Annotated in this window: 16 protein-coding genes; 4 read left to right on the top strand and 12 right to left on the bottom strand. The window is 39.2% G+C overall.

The genetic code is table 11. The features are described 5' to 3' along the window. Positions 1 to 14: 14 nt before the first annotated feature. Complete coding sequence (locus BUB45_RS19935; RefSeq protein WP_212590774.1) at positions 15 to 587, top strand: hypothetical protein; 573 nt, start codon at positions 15 to 17, stop codon at positions 585 to 587. On the opposite strand, the gene dacB is transcribed toward BUB45_RS19935, so the two are convergent. Further along, a complete protein-coding gene (dacB, locus tag BUB45_RS13325; RefSeq protein ID WP_073010406.1) occupies positions 579 to 2108 on the bottom strand; it encodes a D-alanyl-D-alanine carboxypeptidase/D-alanyl-D-alanine endopeptidase in 1530 nt (509 codons plus the stop codon). The two genes, BUB45_RS19935 and dacB, sit on opposite strands and share 9 nt — an antisense overlap. Before the next feature lie 419 nt (positions 2109 to 2527). Between dacB and BUB45_RS13330 the strand changes: the two genes are divergently transcribed. Then, positions 2528 to 2887 (top strand): Lin0512 family protein, encoded by a 360-nt coding sequence (locus tag BUB45_RS13330; protein WP_073010408.1) that lies wholly within the window; start codon positions 2528 to 2530, stop codon positions 2885 to 2887. 273 nt (positions 2888 to 3160) lie between these two features. Here BUB45_RS13330 and BUB45_RS13335 read toward each other — a convergent pair whose 3' ends face one another. Continuing rightward, a complete protein-coding gene (locus BUB45_RS13335) occupies positions 3161 to 8605 on the bottom strand; it encodes a SpaA isopeptide-forming pilin-related protein (protein ID WP_073010411.1) in 5445 nt (1814 codons plus the stop codon). Positions 8606 to 10049: 1444 nt separating this feature from the next. Further along, a complete protein-coding gene (locus BUB45_RS13340) occupies positions 10050 to 10916 on the bottom strand; it encodes an SDR family oxidoreductase (RefSeq protein WP_073010414.1) in 867 nt (288 codons plus the stop codon). 529 nt (positions 10917 to 11445) lie between these two features. On the opposite strand from BUB45_RS13340, the gene BUB45_RS13345 reads away from it, so the two are divergent. Beyond that, the gene (locus BUB45_RS13345; protein WP_073010417.1) at positions 11446 to 12015 is read left to right on the top strand and encodes a histidine phosphatase family protein; all 570 of its coding nucleotides are present in this window, start codon (positions 11446 to 11448) and stop codon (positions 12013 to 12015) included. 144 nt (positions 12016 to 12159) lie between these two features. Beyond that, positions 12160 to 12507 carry a VOC family protein gene (locus BUB45_RS13350; RefSeq protein ID WP_073010420.1) on the top strand — a complete coding sequence of 116 codons (348 nt, stop codon included), beginning with the start codon at positions 12160 to 12162 and terminating at the stop codon, positions 12505 to 12507. Positions 12508 to 12737: 230 nt separating this feature from the next. Here BUB45_RS13350 and cysC read toward each other — a convergent pair whose 3' ends face one another. The 9 genes from cysC to BUB45_RS13395 form a co-directional block, all read right to left on the bottom strand. Further along, a complete protein-coding gene (gene cysC, locus BUB45_RS13355; RefSeq protein WP_073010423.1) occupies positions 12738 to 13343 on the bottom strand; it encodes an adenylyl-sulfate kinase in 606 nt (201 codons plus the stop codon). 10 nt (positions 13344 to 13353) lie between these two features. Further along, positions 13354 to 15132, bottom strand: a complete 1779-nt coding sequence (locus tag BUB45_RS13360) for an SLC13 family permease (protein ID WP_073010446.1) — start codon at positions 15130 to 15132, stop codon at positions 13354 to 13356. Positions 15133 to 15150: 18 nt separating this feature from the next. Continuing rightward, a complete protein-coding gene (gene sat, locus BUB45_RS13365; RefSeq protein ID WP_073010718.1) occupies positions 15151 to 16293 on the bottom strand; it encodes a sulfate adenylyltransferase in 1143 nt (380 codons plus the stop codon). A 191-nt stretch (positions 16294 to 16484) separates the two neighbouring features. Further along, positions 16485 to 17297, bottom strand: coding sequence for a uroporphyrinogen-III synthase (locus BUB45_RS13370; protein WP_084723676.1), 813 nt, complete (start codon positions 17295 to 17297; stop codon positions 16485 to 16487). After that, entirely contained in the window at positions 17281 to 17904 is a 624-nt protein-coding gene (locus BUB45_RS13375; RefSeq protein ID WP_073010452.1) for an NAD(P)-binding protein, read from the bottom strand. The genes BUB45_RS13370 and BUB45_RS13375 overlap by 17 nt, the downstream gene beginning before the upstream one ends. A 48-nt stretch (positions 17905 to 17952) precedes the next feature. Further along, positions 17953 to 18684, bottom strand: a complete 732-nt coding sequence (locus BUB45_RS13380) for a sirohydrochlorin chelatase (protein WP_073010454.1) — start codon at positions 18682 to 18684, stop codon at positions 17953 to 17955. An 18-nt stretch (positions 18685 to 18702) separates the two neighbouring features. Next, positions 18703 to 19482, bottom strand: coding sequence for a uroporphyrinogen-III C-methyltransferase (gene cobA / locus BUB45_RS13385; RefSeq protein WP_073010721.1), 780 nt, complete (start codon positions 19480 to 19482; stop codon positions 18703 to 18705). Positions 19483 to 19521: 39 nt separating this feature from the next. Continuing rightward, complete coding sequence (gene cysI / locus BUB45_RS13390) at positions 19522 to 21237, bottom strand: assimilatory sulfite reductase (NADPH) hemoprotein subunit (protein WP_073010457.1); 1716 nt, start codon at positions 21235 to 21237, stop codon at positions 19522 to 19524. Positions 21238 to 21307: 70 nt separating this feature from the next. Continuing rightward, a complete protein-coding gene (locus tag BUB45_RS13395) occupies positions 21308 to 23143 on the bottom strand; it encodes an assimilatory sulfite reductase (NADPH) flavoprotein subunit (RefSeq protein ID WP_073010460.1) in 1836 nt (611 codons plus the stop codon). Between the last annotated feature and the right edge of the window lie 185 nt (positions 23144 to 23328).

Consider the following 23328-nt stretch of genomic DNA (forward strand, 5'->3'; position numbering starts at 1 on the left):
ATGGTTTGGGATAGATGTACAATAAGCAGGATAATTTTCGGGCTAGGATAAGGACGTTTCAGTCCGTGACGGGTGACTTTTACACGTACATGAGCGAGTTTCTCGCCGGGACGAGCGCGGGTTTCGCGTACATGAGCGGATTTCTCTCCGAGACGAGCGCGGGTTTCGCGCACATGAGCGGATTTCTCGCCGAGTCGAGCGCTTTTTACACGTACATGAGCGAGTTTCTCTCCGGGACGAGCGCTTTTTTCGCGTACATGAGCGAGTTTCTCTCCGGGACGAGCGCGGGTTTCGCGTACATGAGCGGATTTCTCGCCGGGACGAGCGCGGGTTTCGCGTACATGAGCGGATTTCTCGCCGGGACGAGCGCGGGTTTCGCGTGCATGAGCGGATTTCTACCCGGGACGAGCGCTTTTTTCGCGTACATGAGCGGATTTCTACCCGAGACGAGCGAGGTTTTCGCGTACATGAGCATATTTCTCGCCGGGACGAGCGCGGTTTTCACGTACATGAGCGGATTTCTACCCGGGACGAGCGAGTTGCTCGCAATGGCGGGCGACTTTTATAATTTATACCTTTTACTCTAACTCATGAGCTGCTAAAGTGGAGGCGATTTGATCTTCAATTGCCGTTATTTCCTCGCTTGATCCAATATAGTTATTAATCATGATTGAAAAAATGAGTGGTTGTTGATCCTTTGTAGTGACGTATCCAGATAGTGTTGACATTCCTTTAAGAGAGCCTGTTTTTGCGATGACATTTCCTTTTGCGGGTGCTTCCTGCATTCGATGCCGTAATGTTCCACCGACTAGTCTATCTTCCACGCCAGCTACTGGCAAGGATTTTTTAAACAGTGGAAACCATTCCTTCTCTTGTACATGGTACAATACTTGCAAAAGTTCGCTAGCAGGAATCATATTTTTGTGCGACATACCAGATCCATCGCGCAGTAGCATCGTGTCGGTGTTTGCACCAAATTGCTCCATTACTTGTTCCATTGCTGCAAGTCCTTTTTCCCAACTTCCATCTCCATGAACAACTCTTCCCATTTCTTTGGTTAACACTTCGCCATGCCCATTATTGCTCAGTTTCATAAAAGGGATGAGCAAATCTTTAAGAGGCATTGACTTTTTCTCTGTTAATATAGTGCTGCTATCTGGAGCTGCTTTCATGAGCGCCTCTGTTTTACCAATAAAGTCAATACCTTCCTCTTGTAGTGTTTTCTGGAATACGTCTAGCGCATACATTGTCGGCTCCCAAACGGCAACCCATGACCTCACTTGTGTAGATTTTTTTGGCATAGTTCCTTCTACAATGATTCTGTTCGTCCCGTGTTCTCTCTCTATAGCAATATCTTTCGGCTTATCTGCATCTACAATCTGTGTGCGATTTACAATTTTAATGTAATCTGTTTTAGGCGTTACTTCGATGACTGCTTTTCCACTTTCGGTGGCCTGTGGTAAAACATGGACAATTACTGTGCCTGCATCATAATCTTTATTCGGAGAAAGCGTTAAAGCAGACACTTGCGCACCTGTATAAAATGACTCATCAGACCAATTTAAATCTTGGGAAAGCCGTTCATCATCAAACCAAGTATCATCTGCAATAATATTTCCTTTCACTTTACGTATTCCTTGTTCCTTCATATCTACCGCCATCTGCTTCAAATCACTTTTTAATAACGTGGGATCACCTTTTCCTTGTAAAAATAAATCACCGTGCAATACTTTTCCTTTCACTTTCCCGTTCGTTCGCACTTGTGTGGTGAATTGGTAATTTTCTCCCAATATTTCTAATGCGGCAACCGATGTTATTAGTTTCATGTTTGATGCAGGGTGCAAACGTCTGTCGCTATTTTCGGAAAATAGAATATCTCCTGTATTAGCATGCATGACGCTTACAGATGTTGTTGTACCATCTAATTGTTCATTTGTTAATAATTTGGAGAGTTTCTCTTCCAAGGAGTTTGCTTGTACTTCTGCATTCTCTGTTGCGTTAGAAACTTTTACAAAAGTAAAATCTTCTTGAATAGCAATTGGAATAATAGCTAGTACGATAATAGCTAGGATCAGTAGCGTGCTTTTTTTGCAAAATTTCCATTCCATAAAAGACCATCTCCTTTTTAGAAAAATATCACTTTAGGCGATAAGACGACACCGTTTTAATTTTATTCTTGTGCACAGAGCTAATCCGATTCATTTCGTATTTACAACTAGCCGATTACATATTACTAGTAAAGATTTGAGGTAAAAGCTTGGACATACAGCATATGTTATTTAAACCTTTTTAATACATTTTAATCAAACCAAATTGAGTCATCGATGTGTCATGCTTAGTCGGCTTTGCAAAATCGAGTTAAGGCTATACTTTAAAAAGTGCTATTATGTTGTGTACCATCATATAAAGATATGCATCAAAGACAATTAGTATGAGGGTAATGTTTAAGACGCATTTACACTGGGAACGGTTGAATAAAAGAATATTACATGATACGGAAATAATTTAATCAAAAAGGGGTTTTATCATGGATCAAATTCTATTTATTCAAACTGGCACGGGGATTGATGTGCATGGGCAAAATATTACGAAAGCTGCTGTAAGAGCCGTAGAAAATGCTATTTGGTACAATTCTATGCCTGGCATTGAACACAGCCTTCCTGAACAAAAACTTGAAAATATGAAAGTAAATGTAAGATTAGCTGTTCCATTGGATCGTAACTTGCTTGATACAGAAAAAGTAAAAGCTGTCATTCCTTATGGATCCGTTACGGTGGATGTAACCGATGGCGGTATGGCCACCTCAAGTGGGGTTATTTTGAAAGATAAAAATGACGAAAATGACTTAATGTATATGGTAAATGCTGCTGTTGAGGTAGGGTATTAAAAAGAATATGCGAAACAATTTGCTGATCACCTTCTACAATGAGATGCACTTGCAAGTAACCTCAGCATATCCAATCCGGCTAACACTAAGTTTTTACCACCATAAATAACATTTTATTCTAGCTTGTATTTATACGGCAAATTGGTACAAAAAATCCGAACTTACTTTCAAGTTCTATAGGAAGAATTTGAATAAGTTCGGATTTTCTAATTCAGTAGATACATAGAATGACGTTCATTCTTATTCTAATACATCATCGGGAGTATCTATTATTTATGCCTTTCGACGTCTTGAAATCATTAGGAACCCACCAACAATAAATAGCGAAACCCCTAAAATCATCATGTAACGTAGCCATTCTTCTCCAGTTTGAGGAAGTGTTCCTCCTATTTCCTCTCCTGCTTTACTCGGATCACCCTTACTACTATCAGGATTTTTCTGTGTTGGCTCATTATCATTATTTCCTGGATCCGTTACTGGTTCTTCTGAAATGAATGTATTTTCTACTTTCAGTTGTACAGAATTTGCCTGGCTAAATGTAATGGTAAACGGAATTGGCGTCGCATCTAACTCGTAATAAGCTGGCGCTTTGGTTTCCACAAACTGATAGTTACCTGGCTTCAAATTCTCTACAACGATTTTTCCTGCTTTATCTGTTGTCAGATCTTCTTGTAGCATCTCGCCGGCTTCATTTTGTAGCTCGAATACCACTCCTGCCAAGGTTTTATCCTCATCATCTTCATCTACTTTGACAAGTTCAACAGCTCCTCGGATAAGCTCATTTGTTGCTTTTACCGCAGCTACTTTGACATCGGCTTCCGTTTTACTTTTTTCAATGGCAAACGGAATTGGTGTCGCATCTAGCTCATAATGCTCTGGCGCCTTTGTTTCTACAAATTGATAGTTACCTGGCTTCAAATTCTCTACAACAATTTTTCCTGCTTTATCTGTTGTCAGATCTTCTTGTAGCATTTCGCCGGCTTCATTTTGTAGCTCGAATACCGCTCCTGCTAACGGTGCATAATTGTTATCTTGATCCGCCTTCGTAAGCTCAACCTTACCAGAAATTAGCTTATTCTTTGCGGTAATGCGTAGTTGTTCTTTCTGACTCTTTTCAATCTCAAATGCAATTGGGTCAGCATCTAACTCGTAATAAGCTGGCGCCTTGGTTTCCACAAACTGATACTTGCCTGGCTTCAAATTCTCTACAACAATATTTCCTGCTTTATCTGTTGTCAGATCTTCTTGAAGTGTCTCACCGGCTTCATTTTGTAATTCGAATACCGCTCCTGCCAAGGTTTTATCCTCATCATCTTCATCTACTTTGACAAGTTCAACAGATCCTCGGATAAGCTCATTCTCTGCTTTTACCGCAACTACCCTGACATCGGCTTCCGTTTTACTTTTTTCAATGGTAAACGGAATTGGCGTCGCATCTAGCTCGTAATGCTCTGGCGCTTTTGTTTCCACAAACTGATACTTGCCTGGCTTCAAATTCTCTACAACAATTTTTCCTGCTTTATCTGTTGTCAGATCTTCTTGTAACGTCTTGCCTGCTTCATTTTGTAGTTCAAATACAGCACCATCGAGTTTCGTTGCTTCGTCATCCTTATCAACCTTTGTCAGCTCCGCTTTACCACGAATAAGCTCATTATTCGCCGTTACGGTTACTGTACTCGAATCACCAGCTTTTATAGTAAACGGTATTGGTTCTTCGTTAAGCTGATAATATGTTGGCGCTTTGGTTTCCACAAATTGGTACGTACCTGGTTGTAAATTTGTAACAAAAATTCTCCCGTCTTCGTCTGTTCGTAACAACGGCTCGACAACAGAACCATCTTCGCGCTCTAATTTAAACGCAGCACCTTCTAACCGGTTTCCATTTTCTTTTGCAAGCTTCGTTAATTCCACAGAAGCAAGTTTTTTATTCTTCGCTGTTAACGTAATAATTTCCGTTTGTTTTTCACCAATAGTAAAGGGAATTGGTTCCGTATTTAGCTCATACCCATTCGGTGCTTTCGTTTCGACAAATTGATATTCACCAGGTTCTAAATCACCTTTGTAAATTATTCCCGCTGGATTTGTTGTTAGACGATCAATGACTTTATAAGCGTCACCTACTTTTTGCTGTAGAGCAAACGTTGCTCCTGATAAACTCGCTCCTGTTTCTTTATCAATTTTGTTTAACTGTACATCGCGAATGATTTTAGCATTCGTTACTATGAGTTGATTTCCTACTTCTACTTCACTATCCTCTACATAGGATTCATCAATTATAATCTCCCGTTGCTTCTGCTCAATGAGATAACCATCTGGGGCCCTTTCTTCAATCAATGTGTACGTTCCATAAAGCAATCGATCAAAAACAACTTTACCATCTTCATCGGTCGTTTTCGTACCAACCGTAATGCCACTTTCTTGATCTTTCAGCGTAAACGTCGCTCCAGGGAGTGAGTCGCCAGTATCGCGATTGGTTTTATGAACAGTTAGTCTGCCGATTTCTCCAGTACCTTCGCCCATACCATTCGTTCGCTCCACTTTTACTGTATCTTGAGACTCATTGATAACCTCATCAATGTTTTCTCCATTAAAAGATATATTGTTACTTACCGTCTTTCCTGGTTTCTCTAAAATCATGGATTGATATTCTAATATATACGGCTCATTAATTTCTTCTGTAAACTTTAATGTAAACGTTTCAGGATTTTGTTCTAAATCCAAGGTGTAATCCTTGTTAAGCTCTAATAACTCTCCCTTGGTAACTTTACCTGCTTCATCTACAGATGTGGCGTATAGACGGAAAGAATCTTCCAGTAACGCTTGATTATTACTTGGTTTGTCATCAATGGTAGCATTGCTTACTTGAGACTGGCCAAAGTTTATATTAATCTTCCAATCAATCATTTTTCCGTTCTGATTTCCTGATTTTTCCGTATACTTTCCACCATACGGAATGGATACAGAAGCATCTAGTTCCGTTTCTTGTTGATTTCCATTGTAAAGGTTCGCTGTATTATGGTAGTTTTTTGCAACTAAATCTAAATCATTTAGACTTGTTTTGTACTCTATCAAATACGGTTGGTTGATCTCTTTTACAAAATTAATCTGAAATCCTGGCTCACCTTGTTCATTTTCCATAAATTCTATGGAGTAATCCTCACCTGGTACGGCTTCTTTTTTCTTGGTTCCATTTTTCCCACCAGTAAGCTCCATTAAATGTACGGTTATGGAGTCTTGCAATAGTTGCTGATTACCTTGAATAAAGTCTTTAACAACCGCATTATCTAGCGTTTTTAAATTATAATTGACACCTATGTTCCAAGTGATTTCCTTTGTTACTGCATTATAGGAACCATTTTTAAAGCCGTTCTGCTTTGTGTACTCATCCGGTGTAAATTTATTCTTAGCACTTTTATCTTTAGATTCTCCATTCGCATCATCCCAAGACAGATGAGCTTGGTTAATAAAGTCCTCACTCTTATTTGCAAGTTGGTCATAATCAAATGTTGTCGTATAGTTGATCCAATGTGGTTCCGTTATTGTATTCTTAAATTGAATTACAAATTGATCCGCTTCATTTTTAGAAATAATATAATCTGTTCCTTCTTCTAATGCCCCGCCTTCTTTTTGAATCCTGAAAAAGTTACCAGATTCTTCATCCTTTAATAAAGTTAGACCTTTATTGGTAAAAACATCTTCTAGAACAACGTTGCTCATCTTTTGCCTATCATGATTAAAGGAAATTTGCCACTCCACCGTTTTATCCTTATAATTTGGATTACTATGGTTTTTGAATAAGATCATCTGACCAATTTGTTGCTTACCTTCATCCGTATGCTCTCCACTATTTACCGTATTAATTATTTCCTCGCCATCAAACACGCGCTCAGAAGCTTTCGTTTTGTAAACAATTTTATAGGCAGAAGAAATATCTTCGTTAAACTGTAAATGGAAACCATTTTTTCCATCTTGTTGCCTCGGGGTTACTGTATAGTTAGTAACAAATTTCCCTTTACCTACTTCTTTTCCATTCTCGTTCAGCGTGATTTCTCTCACTTCAAACGAGTCTTCCACCAACTCTTGACTGCCATTAAAAAAGTCTTTTAACAGTGCAGCTTTTTGAGCAATGTTTTTCTGATTATAATTATAGCGAATTTCCCAAGTGATTTCTTGGTTATCACGATCATAATCCGCAGCTTTTTTTTCTAAAGCTTTACCTCTGCCAACCTTTACAGTTGCATCCGCACTTACATCATCAAAACTTTTCCCTGTTAACGTGGCTTTGTTTTTGAAGGTATCATCATCTTCATTTGTAATGTCTGTTACATATACGAGGCGATAAGCGGAACGAATATCATCCTTAAATGTAATCGCAAAGTCTTTCCCACCAGCTGTTTTTCCTATTGTATAAGAGTTAGGATTCACTTCTTCGCCTTGAGTCACTTCGCCATTAAGCTTCGTCTCTAAATGATATAGTTTGATCGATCCTTCTTTAAGCGCTTGCCCATCTTGAATTGGATCGATTAACTTCGCATTTTGAATCGTCTCTAGCGTTTTGTTGAAATCAACCGTCCATTCAATTTCTTCCGCATTATAGGAACGATTCGGAATCCCTTTTTTCTCCACAGCTGAACCGCCCGGGTTAAAATCGATTGGAATGGTCATGGATTCTTTGCCTTCAATTGGTGTAATCACTAATTCTTTGTCTTTGTTCATAACAGTTTCTTCGCTTAACTCTGTCCAAATCTCAAAGTTTCCACTAATTTGGGAATATTCTTCAATGAACTTGGTAAACTCTATCGTCGCTGTTCCACCTTTTGTGACAGATAGATAGCCAATTATTTGTCCATCGAATTTCATTTCTGCGCGCTTAATCTCACTATAAATGTCTAACTCTGGTGGTACTTGAAAACTGTACGTATCGCCCGCTTTATATTCATGTCGATTCGGTAATTCCCACCAATATTTTATAGCAATGATGGAACCTAGACCTGGTTTTTCTATGGGCTCACCTGTATTAGCAGTTTCATAGGTTACCTCATAGCGAGTTAATATATTTTCTTCAATCGCCTTTAACGGAGCAACTTTTTCTGAAGCTTGTTCTGCTGTTTTCTGCTGTTCTTCTTTAACAGGCTCCTCTGCTTCTGCTTTCGAATTTGCCTTTTCATCACTGTTTTCTTTTTCCTTGGCATCTGCAGCATTTTCCTCTGTTTGTTCTTCGTCAGAACCCGTTTCATCTTGATTCACTGCCGAATCGCCTGCCTGCTGTTGTTCATCAGCTTCTGTATCTTCTGCCGTCTTCGCTATTTTAACAGCAAACGTTCCGCTCGCTTCAGGGAGTTGATGAATTTCCCTATTAAACCGAATCGTTAACGTATTATCTTTATCTACAACATAACTACCCACTTCCGTTTCTGCTACCAATAGCTTCTCTTCCTGCTTTTCATCAATTTTTATAGCAGTAGGGAGTTGCTCGGTATAATCCTTATTTGTTTCGGCAGCTATACCGTGAGCGGACCAATCTACCTTTACATGTGTTGCTTGTTGTATATCATCTAATGGAACAATTTCCCCTGATGTATCGATTAATTCCATATTATTAATTAGTCCGTCATTGCTTATGCCTTGCGCGTTAATTCGCATGGGAAAGGCTAGGCTACTGGAAATTGTTTGTAATAAAAGAAATACAATAAAAAGCACACTTAACTGTTTCTTCAAAATGCTACCCCTCTCCGTATTTTCGTTCGTCGTTTTCCACAAGTGTTAAAACGAGCGATCATTCCTTTAACATCTTACTTTCACTAAACTCACTCCCACACCTATATACCCATATAGGTATGAAAATCCTTGTCATACTTAAATAGAACCTACTCTTTACATTAAATAGGTTCAGACGAGACTACTTTTTTACGGCGTCTATATTTCATCGATGATTGCTTTCTTGTTTGTTGAAAGAACCTTTGTAAAACTGATACACAAATATAGAACGCGAGATCTGTTTTTTGTTCTCAATCCCTCCTTATTTTTCTTCCTTGTTCTGTGCATTTACTGAAGTAATACTAGTTCATGAGGTTTTGTATCTTTTCATTTGCTTCCGTATTACCAAATTAGACACAAATCTTCATTTCACCCGTACCCCCATATGATTTATGCCTTTTACATGTCACACATATAGTCTGTGTCACACAAGTTATTCTCTCTATGTCTATAACTTTTCCGCTAAATTATACTAAATCAAACTATACAAAAACTATACAAAATAAGCCGTTAACAACAAGTGAAAGACGAATATAAAAAATTATAGCGCTTTCGTTTAAATACACTTGAAATATAGAATCAAATCAGCTTCGTTCTTAATATAGAACATATGGGCAATTCTCTTAGTGGATATATCTCTTTTGAATTATGTATAAAAACATGCGGTAAGCGATTCTTAATGGATGGTAGAACTTCATACAAGCCCTATCCGTTTCATATGGAGAAAGATTCTTTTGAAGAACGAACAAAGAGGATATTTTACAAAATAGGGCGGAATGATAAAAAAAGCTTTAGGAATCATGCTCCTGCAACAGGTATGCCAGCGCCCTCCGGCAAGCCCGTCTTTAATCGGCCTTCCTATTTAGAACGAACCGATGATGACTTAGCTTAGAGCAATGGAGTGAAGTCGCCTAGTTGCTGGGCGCTTGCGCCGAACGGGGCTATTTCGTTGAATCCATATGCCAAAGTAACAAATTTTATGATTTCTTAATTTTTAAAATAAACACTTATTTTAGATAAAAACGATGACATCTATTCAAAAATGACGTAACACGTGTGCTTGTTAGAAAACTTGACTTCTATCATACCCAAAGATGGCTTTTCTTAAATTAAAACTTCACTTTGATACTTTTTTTTGTAATGAAAGATAGGTGACCTTCTAGCGTGACGTATCAGGCCCTTATGCAAAAAGCCGAACAATCAAATAATAATTGCTCGGCTTTTATCGCTACCTCAACATCGTTCACTTTCCGCTAATACAACTTCTACTTCCGGAAAACATTTTTTTATGACATCTGCAACTCGTGCTACCCCCGCAATCTTAACTTCACTAAACGTATACCAAAGAACCATTTATTATTTGTTTTTAATGGACTGTTTTTATTTTGTCCATATACTAGCCTCATTAAGAGGACGTCCACGTTCCACCATTAATATGAATAGCTTGTCCTGTCATATAGGATGCCTCACCTGAAGCTAACATCACATATGGCCATGCATGTTCGGATGGCTGGCCAGGTCGATTCATTAGAGTATCTTGACCAAAATTTTCTACACCATCTTCATCAAAAGAGGATGGTATAAGTGGTGTCCAAACTGGACCAGGGGCAACGGAATTAGCACGAATTCCTTTTTTAGCTAAGCTTTGTGCAATACTACGTGTGAATGCAGTAATAGCTCCCTTCGTTGCCGAATAATCCATTAAAATTGGATTTCCTCTATAAGCATTTATGGACGACGTATTAATAATAGAGTCTCCAGCACGCATATGGCGAACTGCTGCTTTCGTTAAATAAAATTGAGAGAAGAAGTTAACTCGAAATACATCCTCCATTTGTTCATCGGATATATCTAATACGTCCTCGTGTATAAATTGAATCGCAGCATTGTTAACTAAAATATTAATTTTCCCAAACGCTCCTACTGTATTTTCCACAAGATTCTGGCAATGGACAGCGCTCTTAATATCACCAGGAAGTAATATACACTTACCTCCCTCAGCTTCAACGAGTTCTTTTGTTTTTTCTGCATCCTCGTGTTCATCCAGATAAGAGATAGCTACATGAGCACCTTCTTTTGCATATAGAATGGCAACTGCACGCCCAATGCCACTATCTCCTCCAGTTATTAACGCGACTTTGCCTGCTAATTTCTCGGAACCTTTATACTCTAGCGGCTGATGCGGTAATGGATGCATCTCTGATTCCAACCCTGGCTGCCGATTTTGATGTTGACGTGGTGTGCTACCTTTTTGCATGTTTTCTGGTTTCATATTCTGTCTACCTCCTTCAAATCTTTTTACCATCACAGATAGTGTTCCATTCCACGTGAAATCATCACCCAAACATCATTTATACCATTTTTAGCATGCAACAAAGGAAATATACGAAATTATTCAACCTTAGAAGCAAATACTCCATGAAGGGATGTTTCTTTTTGTATGATAGCCTTTAGAAACCATTGGCTTATTGCGAAATCTTTTTTACAGCAAAACTTGTACTTTTGCTTTGTATGTGGAAAATATCTCTCGCGGAAGGTATTAGAGCTAATTTCTAGTCAATAAAGAGAAAGGAGCTCCATTATAAATAACCAGTTAGTGTAGTGTTTTTCCCAGCGGTCACTATCTTAACTTGTTTGTTTATAAAACCCAGTAAAGTGTACATAAATAGAGTGCTGGAAATTTAAAGGTTATAACTATGTAGAGAAAAACTGGACGCCTACCAATCACATATGCTTTTGTTCGTATCAAGCTTTATTTGCTATAATAAGCGTGAGTGCTATAGATAAGGGAGAGAAGAACCATTACAACGATTTGTTTTATTCGTCACGGACAAACGAATTGGAATAAACAAGGCAAGCTGCAAGGAAAAACAGATATTCCACTAAATGACACTGGGCGAGACCAAGCACAGGCATGTGGAAAATATTTACACGCTCATAATTATGATATTCTAATCTGTAGTCCTTTACTTCGCGCAAAAGAGACTGCTGACATTATAAATCAGCATTTACATTTGCCAATCATAAAAATGGATGATTTTAAGGAACGCTCTTTCGGTGATGCAGAAGGACTAACGATGGAAGAAAGAAAACATAGATATCCAAGTGGGCATTTCCCTAACCAGGAAGAACGGGTAGATTTTAATCAACGCGTAATGACTGGAGTTGAGAAGGTAAACGAACAATATCCGCAGCAGCGTGTGTTATTAGTTGCTCATGGTGCTGTTATCAACGCTATTTTAGCTGAAGTTTCTAATGGGGAAATTGGCTCAGGGAAAACATCGCTGATGAATGGTTGTATAAGCAATATCCATTTGAAAGAACAAACTTGGCATATAAAAGATTATAACCAAGTTGGTCATTTGCAATAGTGCTATTTTTACTGAGCATGAGACAAGCTTGGGCCTATCGCAATCTATTTGGCGACAAGCCATTGCTTTTCCTTATAGGATAAACGGTAAAAATCCAATACTTTCCTATCGTGTGAAAAAAAGTATTTCGTCAGGGGGTTTTTTATGCTATTTCAGCGAATCGACACAGTTTTTGTGCTCGTTCCTCATTTAGAAACAGCTAAAGGTTGGTATACCAAAGTACTGGAGCTACCAGTTCTATTCGAAGACGTTACAAACAATCGTATCGTCCTAAAGCTAGGAGAGACACCGCTTACTTTATGGAAAACAGATACAACCTATGAAAGCAATCGTCCACCGCATTTTAATTTTTTCTCAGAAGATATAGAAACAGCGCACAGCCATTTGCGAAATAAGGGCGTTACGGTAGAAGCAATCGAAACATATGATAGTATGAGCTCTTTTGTTTTCTACGATCCTTTCGGCAACAAACTGGAAGTCTGTTCGTTTTAGTAACCAATAACTATTCTTTTGGGTATAATAAATTCACTGTAAGACCAAAAGTACAATTACCCTCCAAGTATCGAACTCCGCTGAAATGCCATGTTTTACGAATAGGAAGCCCTATACATGAAGCGTTGGAGCCAGACCGAGAATCACTCTCCAACGCTTTTTCAAGTAGTTTTCGTGTATACGTCGTACTCGCCTCTTCTCATCACACGGTCATTATTTTCACAAGAGACTTATACTGTTAAATATTCCTTTTCCAACAAGTAGTGAATAACCCGTTGCGCTGCTTCTTCCACAGATAATTTCTCTGTATCAATGGTTAACTCAGGAGAAATCGGCGCCTCGTAAGGTGCATCAATACCAGTAAAGCCTGCAATTTCACCAGCTCGTGCTTTTTTATACAACCCCTTTGGATCGCGTTCTTCACATACTTCTAAACGGCATTTCACGTATATTTCAATAAATTCATTACTTGGTAACAGCGCTCTTACCAAATTTCGATCATCTCGATACGGAGAAATAAAAGCAGTTAATGCAAGCACCCCTGCATCAATAAACAGTTTTGATACTTCGCCAATTCTTCGTATATTTTCTGATCGTCCCTCTGCAGTAAACCCAAGATTCTTATTTAACCCATGGCGAATATTATCGCCATCTAACCGATACGTGTGAATACCTAGTTGATAAAGTTTTCTTTCTAACTCTACGGTGATCGTTGATTTTCCAGATCCAGATAACCCTGTAAACCAAAGTACAGCACTTTTATGCTTGTTTCGCTTTTGTCTCATTTCCTTTGTTACTAGAGAACCATGCCAAGAAATATGCTTTGATTTACTCATTTTCTCCCTCCTAAAACCACCAAAAATATACAATAATTACCGTAATGAACATAACGAGGATACTTAGTGGTGTCCCTATTTTCACATAGTCTTTAAATGTGTAACTACCAGGACCATATACAATGAGATTTGTTTGATAACCAATTGGGGTAATAAAACTAGCAGATGCGGCAATCGTCACCGTTACCGCAAAACCCATTGGATCTAAACCCAGTGTTTCCGCCATCTCAAAGGCAATTGGAATCATCAAAATAGCCGCCGCGCTGTTCGTAATGATTTCTGTAAATATATTCGTTACGATATAAATAAGGAACAGTAAGGTAAATAAACCTAGCGGCTTTCCTACAGTTACTATCCCATCAGCAATCCATGGGGCAAGACCTGACTTCATCGTCGCTATCCCAATACCAAAGGAACAGGCAATAAGCACCAGGACATCAAAATGAATATATTTTTTTATTTCTTCCATCGTAACTACCTTCATTGCTAGCATAACAGCAACGACGATGGCCATTGCTTTAAACATACTTAGCACGCCGATGGTGATGAGTATAATCATGATTAAAAATATAAGGATGGTTAGCCAGCCTTTAAAGGAAGGTCGATGAACCATATGCATCCGATGAAATGGCATCATGACATAAAAATCTTCCGACTGCTGATACTTGTCAATGAAATCAGCTCCCGCCAGCAATAATAAATGGTCCCCTGGCTTTAACAAGATATCGCCTATCTTGGATTGGAGCTGTTCATTATTTCGATGAACTGCGATAACTCCAGCATCATATAAAGAGCGAAACTTCACTTGCTTAATGGATTGATAAACTAAAGAAGATTGGTGCGACACTACAGCTTCTACAATGGTTGAGTTAGCCTTTTTTAATTCAGCAACATCTATAGGCTTTCCCATGCTTAATGTTAGCCCTTTCGTTACTTGCACCCCGGTTAATGCCGTAATCAAACCGGTAAAAATAAGACGATCTCCTGCTTGAATTCTGGTTGTCGAGCGAACTGGGAATACGCGTTCTTTATTACGGACAATCCCTAATAAATAAATCCCCGTTAACTCTTTTAATCGAGCCTCTTTGACCGTCTGATTTATCCCAGGAAATGAATGGTCTACAATTAATTCTGCCATATACTCCTTAGCACCTATTCTTACCTGCTGTTGAAACCCTTTCTGATCAGGCAACAAATGTCTTCCTATGACAATCAAATAAATAAGCCCGACAACGGTAATGGGAATACCAATAACTGCTAACTGAAAGAGAGAAAAACCGTCATAGCCGTAATCTATTAGCATGCCATGCACAACGAGATTCGTCGATGTTCCCATCAATGTAATTGTTCCGCCTAAAATAGTTGCATAGGAAAGGGGAATTAAGAATTTAGATGGTGCAATTTGATGCTCCTCACACCAATTTTTAAGCATCGGAGTGAAGGTAACAACAATCGGTGTGTTATTAAAAAAGGCAGAAAGGGCAGATGTCGGTATAAGCACACGAATCATAGCACCTATGAAACGGTTACTTTTATTGAGCCAACCTTTCATGATAACCTCAATCATGCCGCTTTTCTGCATCGCACCCGCTATTACAAATAAAAGAGCAATGGTAAGCATTCCTTCATTTGAAAAACCAGCCAATGCATCTTCTGGCTTCAAAATACCTGTTACTAACAAGATGGTTAACGCAGTAAACACAATAATGACTGGACGAGCAATATCCATAATAAGCGTACCAATCATGCCACATACTACAACAGCAACAACGATCATTTCATACGACATACGTAATCTTTCCTTTATTTAACGTTGTCTTAAGCCTTCTATTAAAACTTTTGCTACTTCTGGTCGCGAGAACTCCTTTGGCAAATGCTCACCATTACGTAGCTTTTCACGTACTTTCGTTCCACTTAAATGCACGTGGTAAGTTTTATCATGCGGACATGTTTTTTCTGTTGCCATATTTTCGCATGTCGTGCAGTAAAAGGCATGTTCAAAAGCGAGTATTTGTATTCCCAGCTCTGCTTCGTATTGACGAATCAACTCCTGTGCTTCATAAGTGCCATAAAAATCGCCAACACCTGCATGGTCTCGCCCAACGATAAAATGTGTGCAACCATAATTTTTTCGGACAATCGCATGTAATATTGCTTCCCTTGGACCAGCATAACGCATCGCTGCGGGATAGATAACTAGTCTTGTTCGATCTGGGGGAAAATATTTATCTAAAATCACCTCATAGCTTTTCATTCGAATCGCAGGTGAAATATCATCCGATTTTGTTTCTCCTACTAAGGGATTAAGTAATAGACCGTCAACCGATTCTAATGCGCATTTTTGAATATATTCATGGGCACGATGGACTGGATTTCTCGTTTGGAAGCCAACAATCGTTTTCCAGCCTAAATCTTTAAATAATTGCCTTGTTTCCACAGGATCGAGCTGATAATTAGCAAATGGATTATTTGATTTCTTTTGCAGGAGCCGAATAGGTCCAGCTACATATACTTCCCCTTTTTCATAAACTTTTCTTACGCCTGGATGTTTAGAATCGGTGGTTCCATACACTAATTTTGCTTCCTTTTCCTTTTCGTAGTGAAATTTTTCAGTAAGATCTAAGACACCATAAACCTCATTGTCTTCCCCTACAAGAGCAATTTGCTCACCTATCTCTAATGTTTCTGCTTGCGTTTGTTCTACATCTAGCGTGATAGGGATGCTCCAAATCATTCCATCCTCCAGACGCATTTCTTCTACCACCCTCGTATAATCAGACTTGCCCATGAAACCAGTCAAAGGACTAAATCCTCCATTTGCTATTAATTCCAAATCAGATACATGCCAACGATTTAATGTGATTGTTTTTAAGTTCCCTATAATTTGTAAAAACATATCCCGTTCTTCACAATTCACTTGCCTTTGAATTAATTTTCCCCCATGTGGCATGTTACTTCCATTTTCTGTTGTTGATCGCAATAAAACTCCCTCCTATTCCTATTTATTAGATTAAGATCTGTAAGCGATCTAGACCTTTCATGACAACAAAGAACCAATACCTAAAAGCCCAATCACCCAAATACTTCGCTCAACCCCTTGTTTAATGGGAAAGACAGAAAACCCTATGAAAAAAACTCTATTTACGAAACAACGTGCTGTTCGTAATAACGGTTCATTTCTATGACCATTCGACCCATTTTTGGTTTTGTTGGATAAAAAACGTTTTGAATATGATAATTTTTTAATTCCTGTGCGGTTACCTTCCCAACTGCGGCAGCTAAGACAGACTTATGAAATGCAGCTACCACCTGCTTTTGTTCTTCATTAGAAAGAGATTGGAACAGATTCTGCACCTGTTTTTTACTCGTAAAAATGACTGCATCAAGTGATTGATCTATAATTGCAGCTTGTAAAGCAGTTAAGATCTCTGCTTCTGGTTGCCGATAATAATAAGGTTTTGCCAAATAAACGCTGTAGCCTAAATGCTCTAATGCGGCTTGTAACCACGCATCGTCTGGATTATATGCTTGGATATATATACGTTTCCCCTGCTCGTCAGCATGAGCAAGTGTCGATATTAAGTCTTCCATGGTACCATCTTGTGATATAAACGTTGGGGAAATCGCATGCTTTTTTAACCAATAAAGTGTTTTACTACCGCGAACGGCTAGTGTTGTGCGCCCTAACTTCTGAATAAAATCGGCATCGCAATTTTGATTTTGGGCAACCCTTTCTAAGCTTTCTACGCCTATCCCAGTTGTCAAAATAATCAGATCAAACGACTCTGACAACAAAGCTGAAATATTTTCCACACATATAGCCTCATCCAATACTTGCTCGCCTTGGATAGAAAAAATCGCAGGGATAGCGTTATTTTTTTGTACTAATGTAGCTATCTGTTCTGCTCTTCGTGTAGCAGCTATACCTATTTTTTTATTACATAACCCTTTCACTAGCATCCACTCCCTCTACGATCTGCTTCAGCGACTGGAGTGCTTGAAGCTGTTTATCTTTACAAAGAAATTCATCAGAAACAAGCTTTTGTAATTGTTTTTTCTGTTGTTGCTTCTCCAATGTGGATTGTTTCAGTAGCTGTCTACTTTGGTATAAAAATTCTACATAGTCTTTATAGTCTTTGTTATAGATAGATTCAAGCTCTTGTTTCATTTTGGCTGCTAGCATTGGACTCGCTTCATTCGTTGAAATGCTAATAGATAATCTGCCTTGCCTGAAATGAGCAGGGAAATGAACAGGGCTTCCTACTGCATCCGAAGCATTATTTACGAGACAACCCGTCGGTGCCGACTCACATACGAGTTGGTTCACAGATGGATCATTTGTAGCTGCAATAACGAGCATAGCCTGCGAAATATCCGTAGCCTCGAATGTCTTTTGTCGCCATATAAGAAGGCCTGCTTCCCAATCCGCTCGAATTGCTTGATGAATCGTAGGACTAATAACTGTAATTGGAGCATTACTTTCCTTAATTGTATTTATTCGTCTTGCCGCTATGGTGCCTCCACCAACAATGACGACTTGCTTCTCTTTTAAATCCATCATTAAAGGAATACGCGCGATTTGTATCACATCCTTTTTGTGCTGTTCGTTTTACGATATTGCCTCTATAACACGATCCTTCAATGCTTCTTGCATCACAGGATGCTGGCCTAGCTGCTGACAAACAACGATTTCATTGTCATTAAGCTCCATATCTGCAACCTTTTGATGAATATGTCGCATTAGAAATCCGGTAAACCAGATATATGGGATAATGACGATTTGCGAATTTTTCTCTGTAACAACAGCGTGCAGTTTTTTATCAAAAGACGGTTCACATGCCGCTAAATAACAGGCTTCGACGTGGTTTAGTTTTGTTATTCTTTTCAGTTTTCGTGCAATCGTTTCGATATCTATGACCGTTTGTGGATTGCTACTACCTCTGCCTACTAGCAGTACCTTCATATCTGGTCTCTGTTCTGCAATTGCTTGCTCCATGCGCTCAGCTAATATGTGGATAATTCGATCCTGTACACCGAGAGGCTGACCGTAAGAAAATGCAATAGCTGGATATAATCCCCTTTGTTGTGCAACCGCCTGTGGAATATCCTGATAATAATGACCTGCCTGTAATAATAGAACAGGTATAATAGCGATGCTGGTCGCCCCTTGAGCTACCAAATTAGCTATTCCTTGCTTCATATTAGGAGAAGCCAATTCGAGAAAACAGACTTCTTGTAAAGGGACATTTATTTGTTCTTTTACTACTTCTAGAAATGTCACTGCCTCTTCCAAAGCATCAGCATAACGACTTCCATGACTTACATAAAGTACGCCTTGCATAAGATATCCCCCCTTTTTTCACGAACTGATTACAGCACCGAGCGGCTCGCTTTCTTCACTTGCCATTTCTTCAAACCACTGTATGTGCTCACGCAACCGAACAACCTCGCCAATAATAAGCATCGCAGGGTTTTTAATCTGCTTTGCTTTCAATGCAATTGTTTCTAACGTACCCGTGACCGTTTGTTGTACTTGTGTTGTTCCATAATAAATAGCGGCAATTGGTGTCATCGCATCTCTACCATAGCGAATTAAATACTTACAAATGTCGGAGAGGTTTTTTACCCCCATATAAATACATAAAGTATCTGGGCCCTTTGCAAGATGTTCCCAATATGCTTCACTATCCTCTTCTGCCCTAGTTACACCCGATACAAAAGCCACAGAGGAACTAATTTGACGGTGGGTTAAAGGAATTCCCGCATAAGCTGGCGCAGCTGATCCAGACGTGATTCCTGGTACAATTTCAAACGAAATTCGATATTTTCTTAACGCTAGAACTTCCTCTCCTCCTCTGCCAAATATAAAAGGATCTCCACCTTTTAATCTCGTAACTACCTTTCCTTGACTTGCATAATAACAAAGTAGTTGGTTAATTTGTTCCTGTTTTAATGCATGATGATCTGGACGTTTCCCACAATAAATACGTATTGTCTGTTCTGGTGCGTAAGCTAATAATTGTTCATTTACCAAACGATCATATAAAATAACATCTGATTGACTGATGATTTTGACACCCTTGATCGTAATTAAATCAGGATCCCCTGGCCCTGCCCCTACCAAATATACCTTTCCGATAACTCCCTCCACCTCTTTCACCATCACCTACAACCCCCATTATTTATGAAAATCCAATCCAGAATATACGGCTTCTACATAATTTGTTCGAATAACAAAGTCGCCAAAATGCTCCCCGTCTAACCTTTCTTTTGCATACTGCGTTATAATTGGTTTAAGTGTATCTAACATCTCTTTTTCTCCTATATTTTCCCTGTAGAGCTTGCTTAATCGTTCCCCAGTAAAACTTCCGCCCAGATATAGATTGTACTTGCCAGGTCCCTTACCTATAAACGCTATCTCAGCTAAAACTGGCCGTGAACAACCGTTTGGGCAGCCTGACATACGGATCACAATTTCTTCTTGATGGAGACCTGCTTCTTGAAGAATTGCTTCTATTTTGTCAATGAAGGAAGGTAGATATCTTTCTGACTCTGCCATTGCCAAAGCACATGTCGGTAAAGCTACACAAGCCATCGAATTACGCCGCAAACCACTAAGTTGACCGCCATTTGTTAGTTGATACGTTTGAATAAGTTGCTCCATCTGATCCTTCTTCTGTTTCGTAACATTGGCAATAATTAAATTTTGATTAGGGGTCAATCGGAAGTCTCCCGTATGAATCTTAGCAATTTCTCTTAGCCCTGTTCGGAGTTGATAATCCCTTGTATCTTTGACACGCCCATTTTCAATGAATAATGTAAAATGCCACATATCATTTGCTTCCTTCCACCCATAGCTATCGCCATTACTTTTAAACTGATAATCTTTTGGCTCTTCCAATTCCCAACCTAAGCGTTCGTGTAGCGTCTGTTGTAGCCAATCTATTCCCCTTGCATCAATGGTGTATTTAAATCTAGCATTCTTTCGGTCAGAGCGGTTTCCATAATCCCGCTGAATCGTAACAATTTGTTCTGCTACAGCAATCACTTGATCAGGAGAACAGAAGCCTATCACCCGCCCTAATTGGGGATACGTATTGGTATTTCCGTGTGTCATGCCCATACCACCACCAACGGAAACATTAAAACCAATGAGCTTATTGGCTTCTTGAATGGCAATAAAGCCAAGATCTTGCGAGAATACATCAATATCATTTGATGGGGGGATTGCAATGCCAATTTTGAATTTCCTCGGTAAATAAGTTGATCCATAAATGGGTTCTATTTCCATTTCGTCTCGTGAGTCAACCACTTTTTCTTTATCTAGCCAAATCTCATGATATGCTCCCGTTCTTGGTGAGAGATGGTCACTGATTGCTTGCGCCCATTTCTGCACTTCCTGATGGATTGCTGATGGATACGAATTGGTACTGCACATCACATTTCGATTGACATCGCCACAAGCAGCTAATGTATCCATAAGTGTCTGATTAATCTCTTTTATTGTGTTTTTTAAATCCCATTTCAAAATGCCATGCAATTGAAATGCTTGCCTTGTCGTTAAACGAATGGACCCGTTTGCATATTTATCAGCAAGTTCATCCATCACCAGCCATTGTTCCGGTGTAGCAATCCCTCCCGGCACACGTACCCGAATCATAAATTGATAGGCAGGCTCTAATTTTTGGCGTCTTCGTTCATCTCGTAAATCACGGTCATCTTGCTGGTAACTGCCGTGAAACTTCAATAATTTATTATCATCATCCGAAATTGCCCCCGTGATTGGATCTACAAGTCCTTCCGTTATCGTTCCCCGTAGAAAATTACTGCGCTGCTTTATTCGCTCCATATCATCTAAAGATCTCTCATGCAGATCATCTTTTTCTTTTGACATTGCGTTGAACTCCCTCCATTCACTCATACCTTTTTTAACCAGCACATCACTCTGAAGCGCAACGAATCAATTAATACACATCTCGCTGATAACGTTTTTCTAGACGCATTTGCTGCAAATAGGATTCGGCTTTTTCTTCGCTCATGTCACCCTCTTGCTTTAATATAGTCACCAGCGTTTGATGCACATCCTTCGCCATATGCTTCTCATCGCCACATACATAAACAGCTGCACCAGCTTTTAACCAATTATAAAATTCGTTGCTTTTTTCAAGCATCTTGTGTTGGACATATACTTTTTGGTCGGTATCTCTTGAGAATGCGACATCCATCCTCGAAAGTACGCCTGTTTTTAGCCACTTTTGCCAATCTACTTGATAGAGAAAATCATATAAAAAATGCTGTTCACCAAAGAAAAGCCATGTTCTTTGCTTCTCTTTCGTTTCCTCCAGCTCTTCCAAATAAGAACGAAAGGGCGCTACTCCCGTACCAGGCCCAATCATAATGACTGGCGTTTGCGGATCATTAGGAAATTGAAAATTAGGATTTTTTTGTATATATATGGGCAACTTATCGCCTATTTCCAATCTTGTGGAAACTTGCCCCGAACAAACTCCAAACCGCTCACGTCCATGGGTAACATAATGGACCTTTCCAATCGTTAAATGAACTTCATCTGGATTTGCTTTGTAACTACTGGCGATAGAATAAAGCCGGGCTGGAAGCTTCCGCAACATGCTCACAAACTCCTCTGGCTCCAGCTTCTCCGGTGGAAAATCAGTCACTAAATCTAGAACATCTCTTCCCTTTATATAAGCAAGTAATGTTTCTTTATTGCCTGCTTTTATAAAATCGCTTAAAGCGCTGTTTGCAAACAGTCTCTCTGCCTTTTCTAACATTGGTATTGTTAAAACGGTTATTTCAAAATGAGATAGCAATGCTTCACGTAATGATCTTATTTCTCCTTGCTTATTCACAGCTAGGCTTTGGTCCGCGTCCCATGTGAGCTCCGTTAAGAGTTGCTCTACTAATTTCGGGTCATTTTTTGGATAAATTCCTATACTATCTCCTGGTTTAAAGGTGAAATCTGAGCCTTCAAGAGATAGTTCTAGATGGTGCGTTTGTTTTTGAGAGCCACGTCCACTTAACGTTATATTCTCTATAACCTCTGCCATAAATGGATTTGTTCTTGAAAAAACAGCTTGCTCGGCAGCGACCATGCCGTCCTGTTTCTGATCTAAACGCGCGTGATGGTCAACAGCATCCGATGAATGCGTTAAAACATCTAGAACACCATCCATCCACAAGTTTGCTTGTTCATCAAAGTCTAAATCACAATCTACTCGCTCATATAATCTCTCACCACCTAATTCCTCTAGACGTTTATCCAAATCCTTTCCAGTCTGACAGAAGAATTCATACGACGTATCACCAAGTGACAGCACCGAAAAACGCAATTGATCCAATTTAGGTGCCTTTCTACTATGAAGAAATTCATAAAAAGATATCGCATTATTTGGCGGATCACCTTCCCCATGGGTTGCCGTTATAATTAATAAATCACCCGTCTTTTTTAATTTACTTGTTTTGAAGTCATCAAGAGCTAACAAGGTCACCATAAAATTAGCTGCATCTAGCTTTTCAGCCATCATTTCACTTAATAAGCGAGCTGTTCCTGTTTCTGAACCGTATAGTACCGTTACTTTTCTTGTGAATGTACTAGCAGGCATTGGCTTACTATCTACTTGCGGGGGTGAACTACTAGTATGCTGTACTTCTTTAGACATCACTCCTGAAAGGTAGCCGCTTAGCCAAACCTTTTGGCTATCCGTTAATGTTGGTAATAAACGACTTAATTGCTCAACTTGTTCTTGATTAAATGGACTATTTATCACATTCAACGACAACATGCTCACCTCACTACTACTCATTTTATCTAGAATATAAGGAGCTATAAGACTCTCACTTCAAGAACTGGAAGACGTAAGCTGCATAAGACAATAGCACCTAAATCCCTGATTTGCTTATCTAAACAATCTGTGCGGGATAAAAGAAAACCCCCCACTAATTAAAGGTTCACTTTATATGTCAT

Origin of the sequence: Virgibacillus chiguensis, assembly GCF_900129865.1 — a bacterium.
Taxonomy (GTDB): Bacteria; Bacillota; Bacilli; order Bacillales; family Amphibacillaceae; genus Virgibacillus; species Virgibacillus chiguensis.

Bases quoted from the DNA above. Each gene is read 5' to 3' on its own strand.
- BUB45_RS13340 (WP_073010414.1), bottom strand. From the start codon at position 10,916: ATGAAACCAGAAAACATGCAAAAAGGTAGCACACCACGTCAACATCAA.
- BUB45_RS13350 (WP_073010420.1), top strand. From the start codon at position 12,160: ATGCTATTTCAGCGAATCGACACAGTTTTTGTGCTCGTTCCTCATTTA.
- BUB45_RS19935 (WP_212590774.1), top strand. From the start codon at position 15: ATGTACAATAAGCAGGATAATTTTCGGGCTAGGATAAGGACGTTTCAG.
- dacB (WP_073010406.1), bottom strand. From the start codon at position 2,108: ATGGAATGGAAATTTTGCAAAAAAAGCACGCTACTGATCCTAGCTATT.
- sat (WP_073010718.1), bottom strand. From the start codon at position 16,293: ATGCCACATGGGGGAAAATTAATTCAAAGGCAAGTGAATTGTGAAGAA.
- BUB45_RS13380 (WP_073010454.1), bottom strand. From the start codon at position 18,684: ATGCAAGGCGTACTTTATGTAAGTCATGGAAGTCGTTATGCTGATGCT.
- cysC (WP_073010423.1), bottom strand. From the start codon at position 13,343: ATGAGTAAATCAAAGCATATTTCTTGGCATGGTTCTCTAGTAACAAAG.
- BUB45_RS13375 (WP_073010452.1), bottom strand. From the start codon at position 17,904: ATGATGGATTTAAAAGAGAAGCAAGTCGTCATTGTTGGTGGAGGCACC.
- BUB45_RS13330 (WP_073010408.1), top strand. From the start codon at position 2,528: ATGGATCAAATTCTATTTATTCAAACTGGCACGGGGATTGATGTGCAT.
- BUB45_RS13360 (WP_073010446.1), bottom strand. From the start codon at position 15,132: ATGTCGTATGAAATGATCGTTGTTGCTGTTGTAGTATGTGGCATGATT.
- cysI (WP_073010457.1), bottom strand. From the start codon at position 21,237: ATGTCAAAAGAAAAAGATGATCTGCATGAGAGATCTTTAGATGATATG.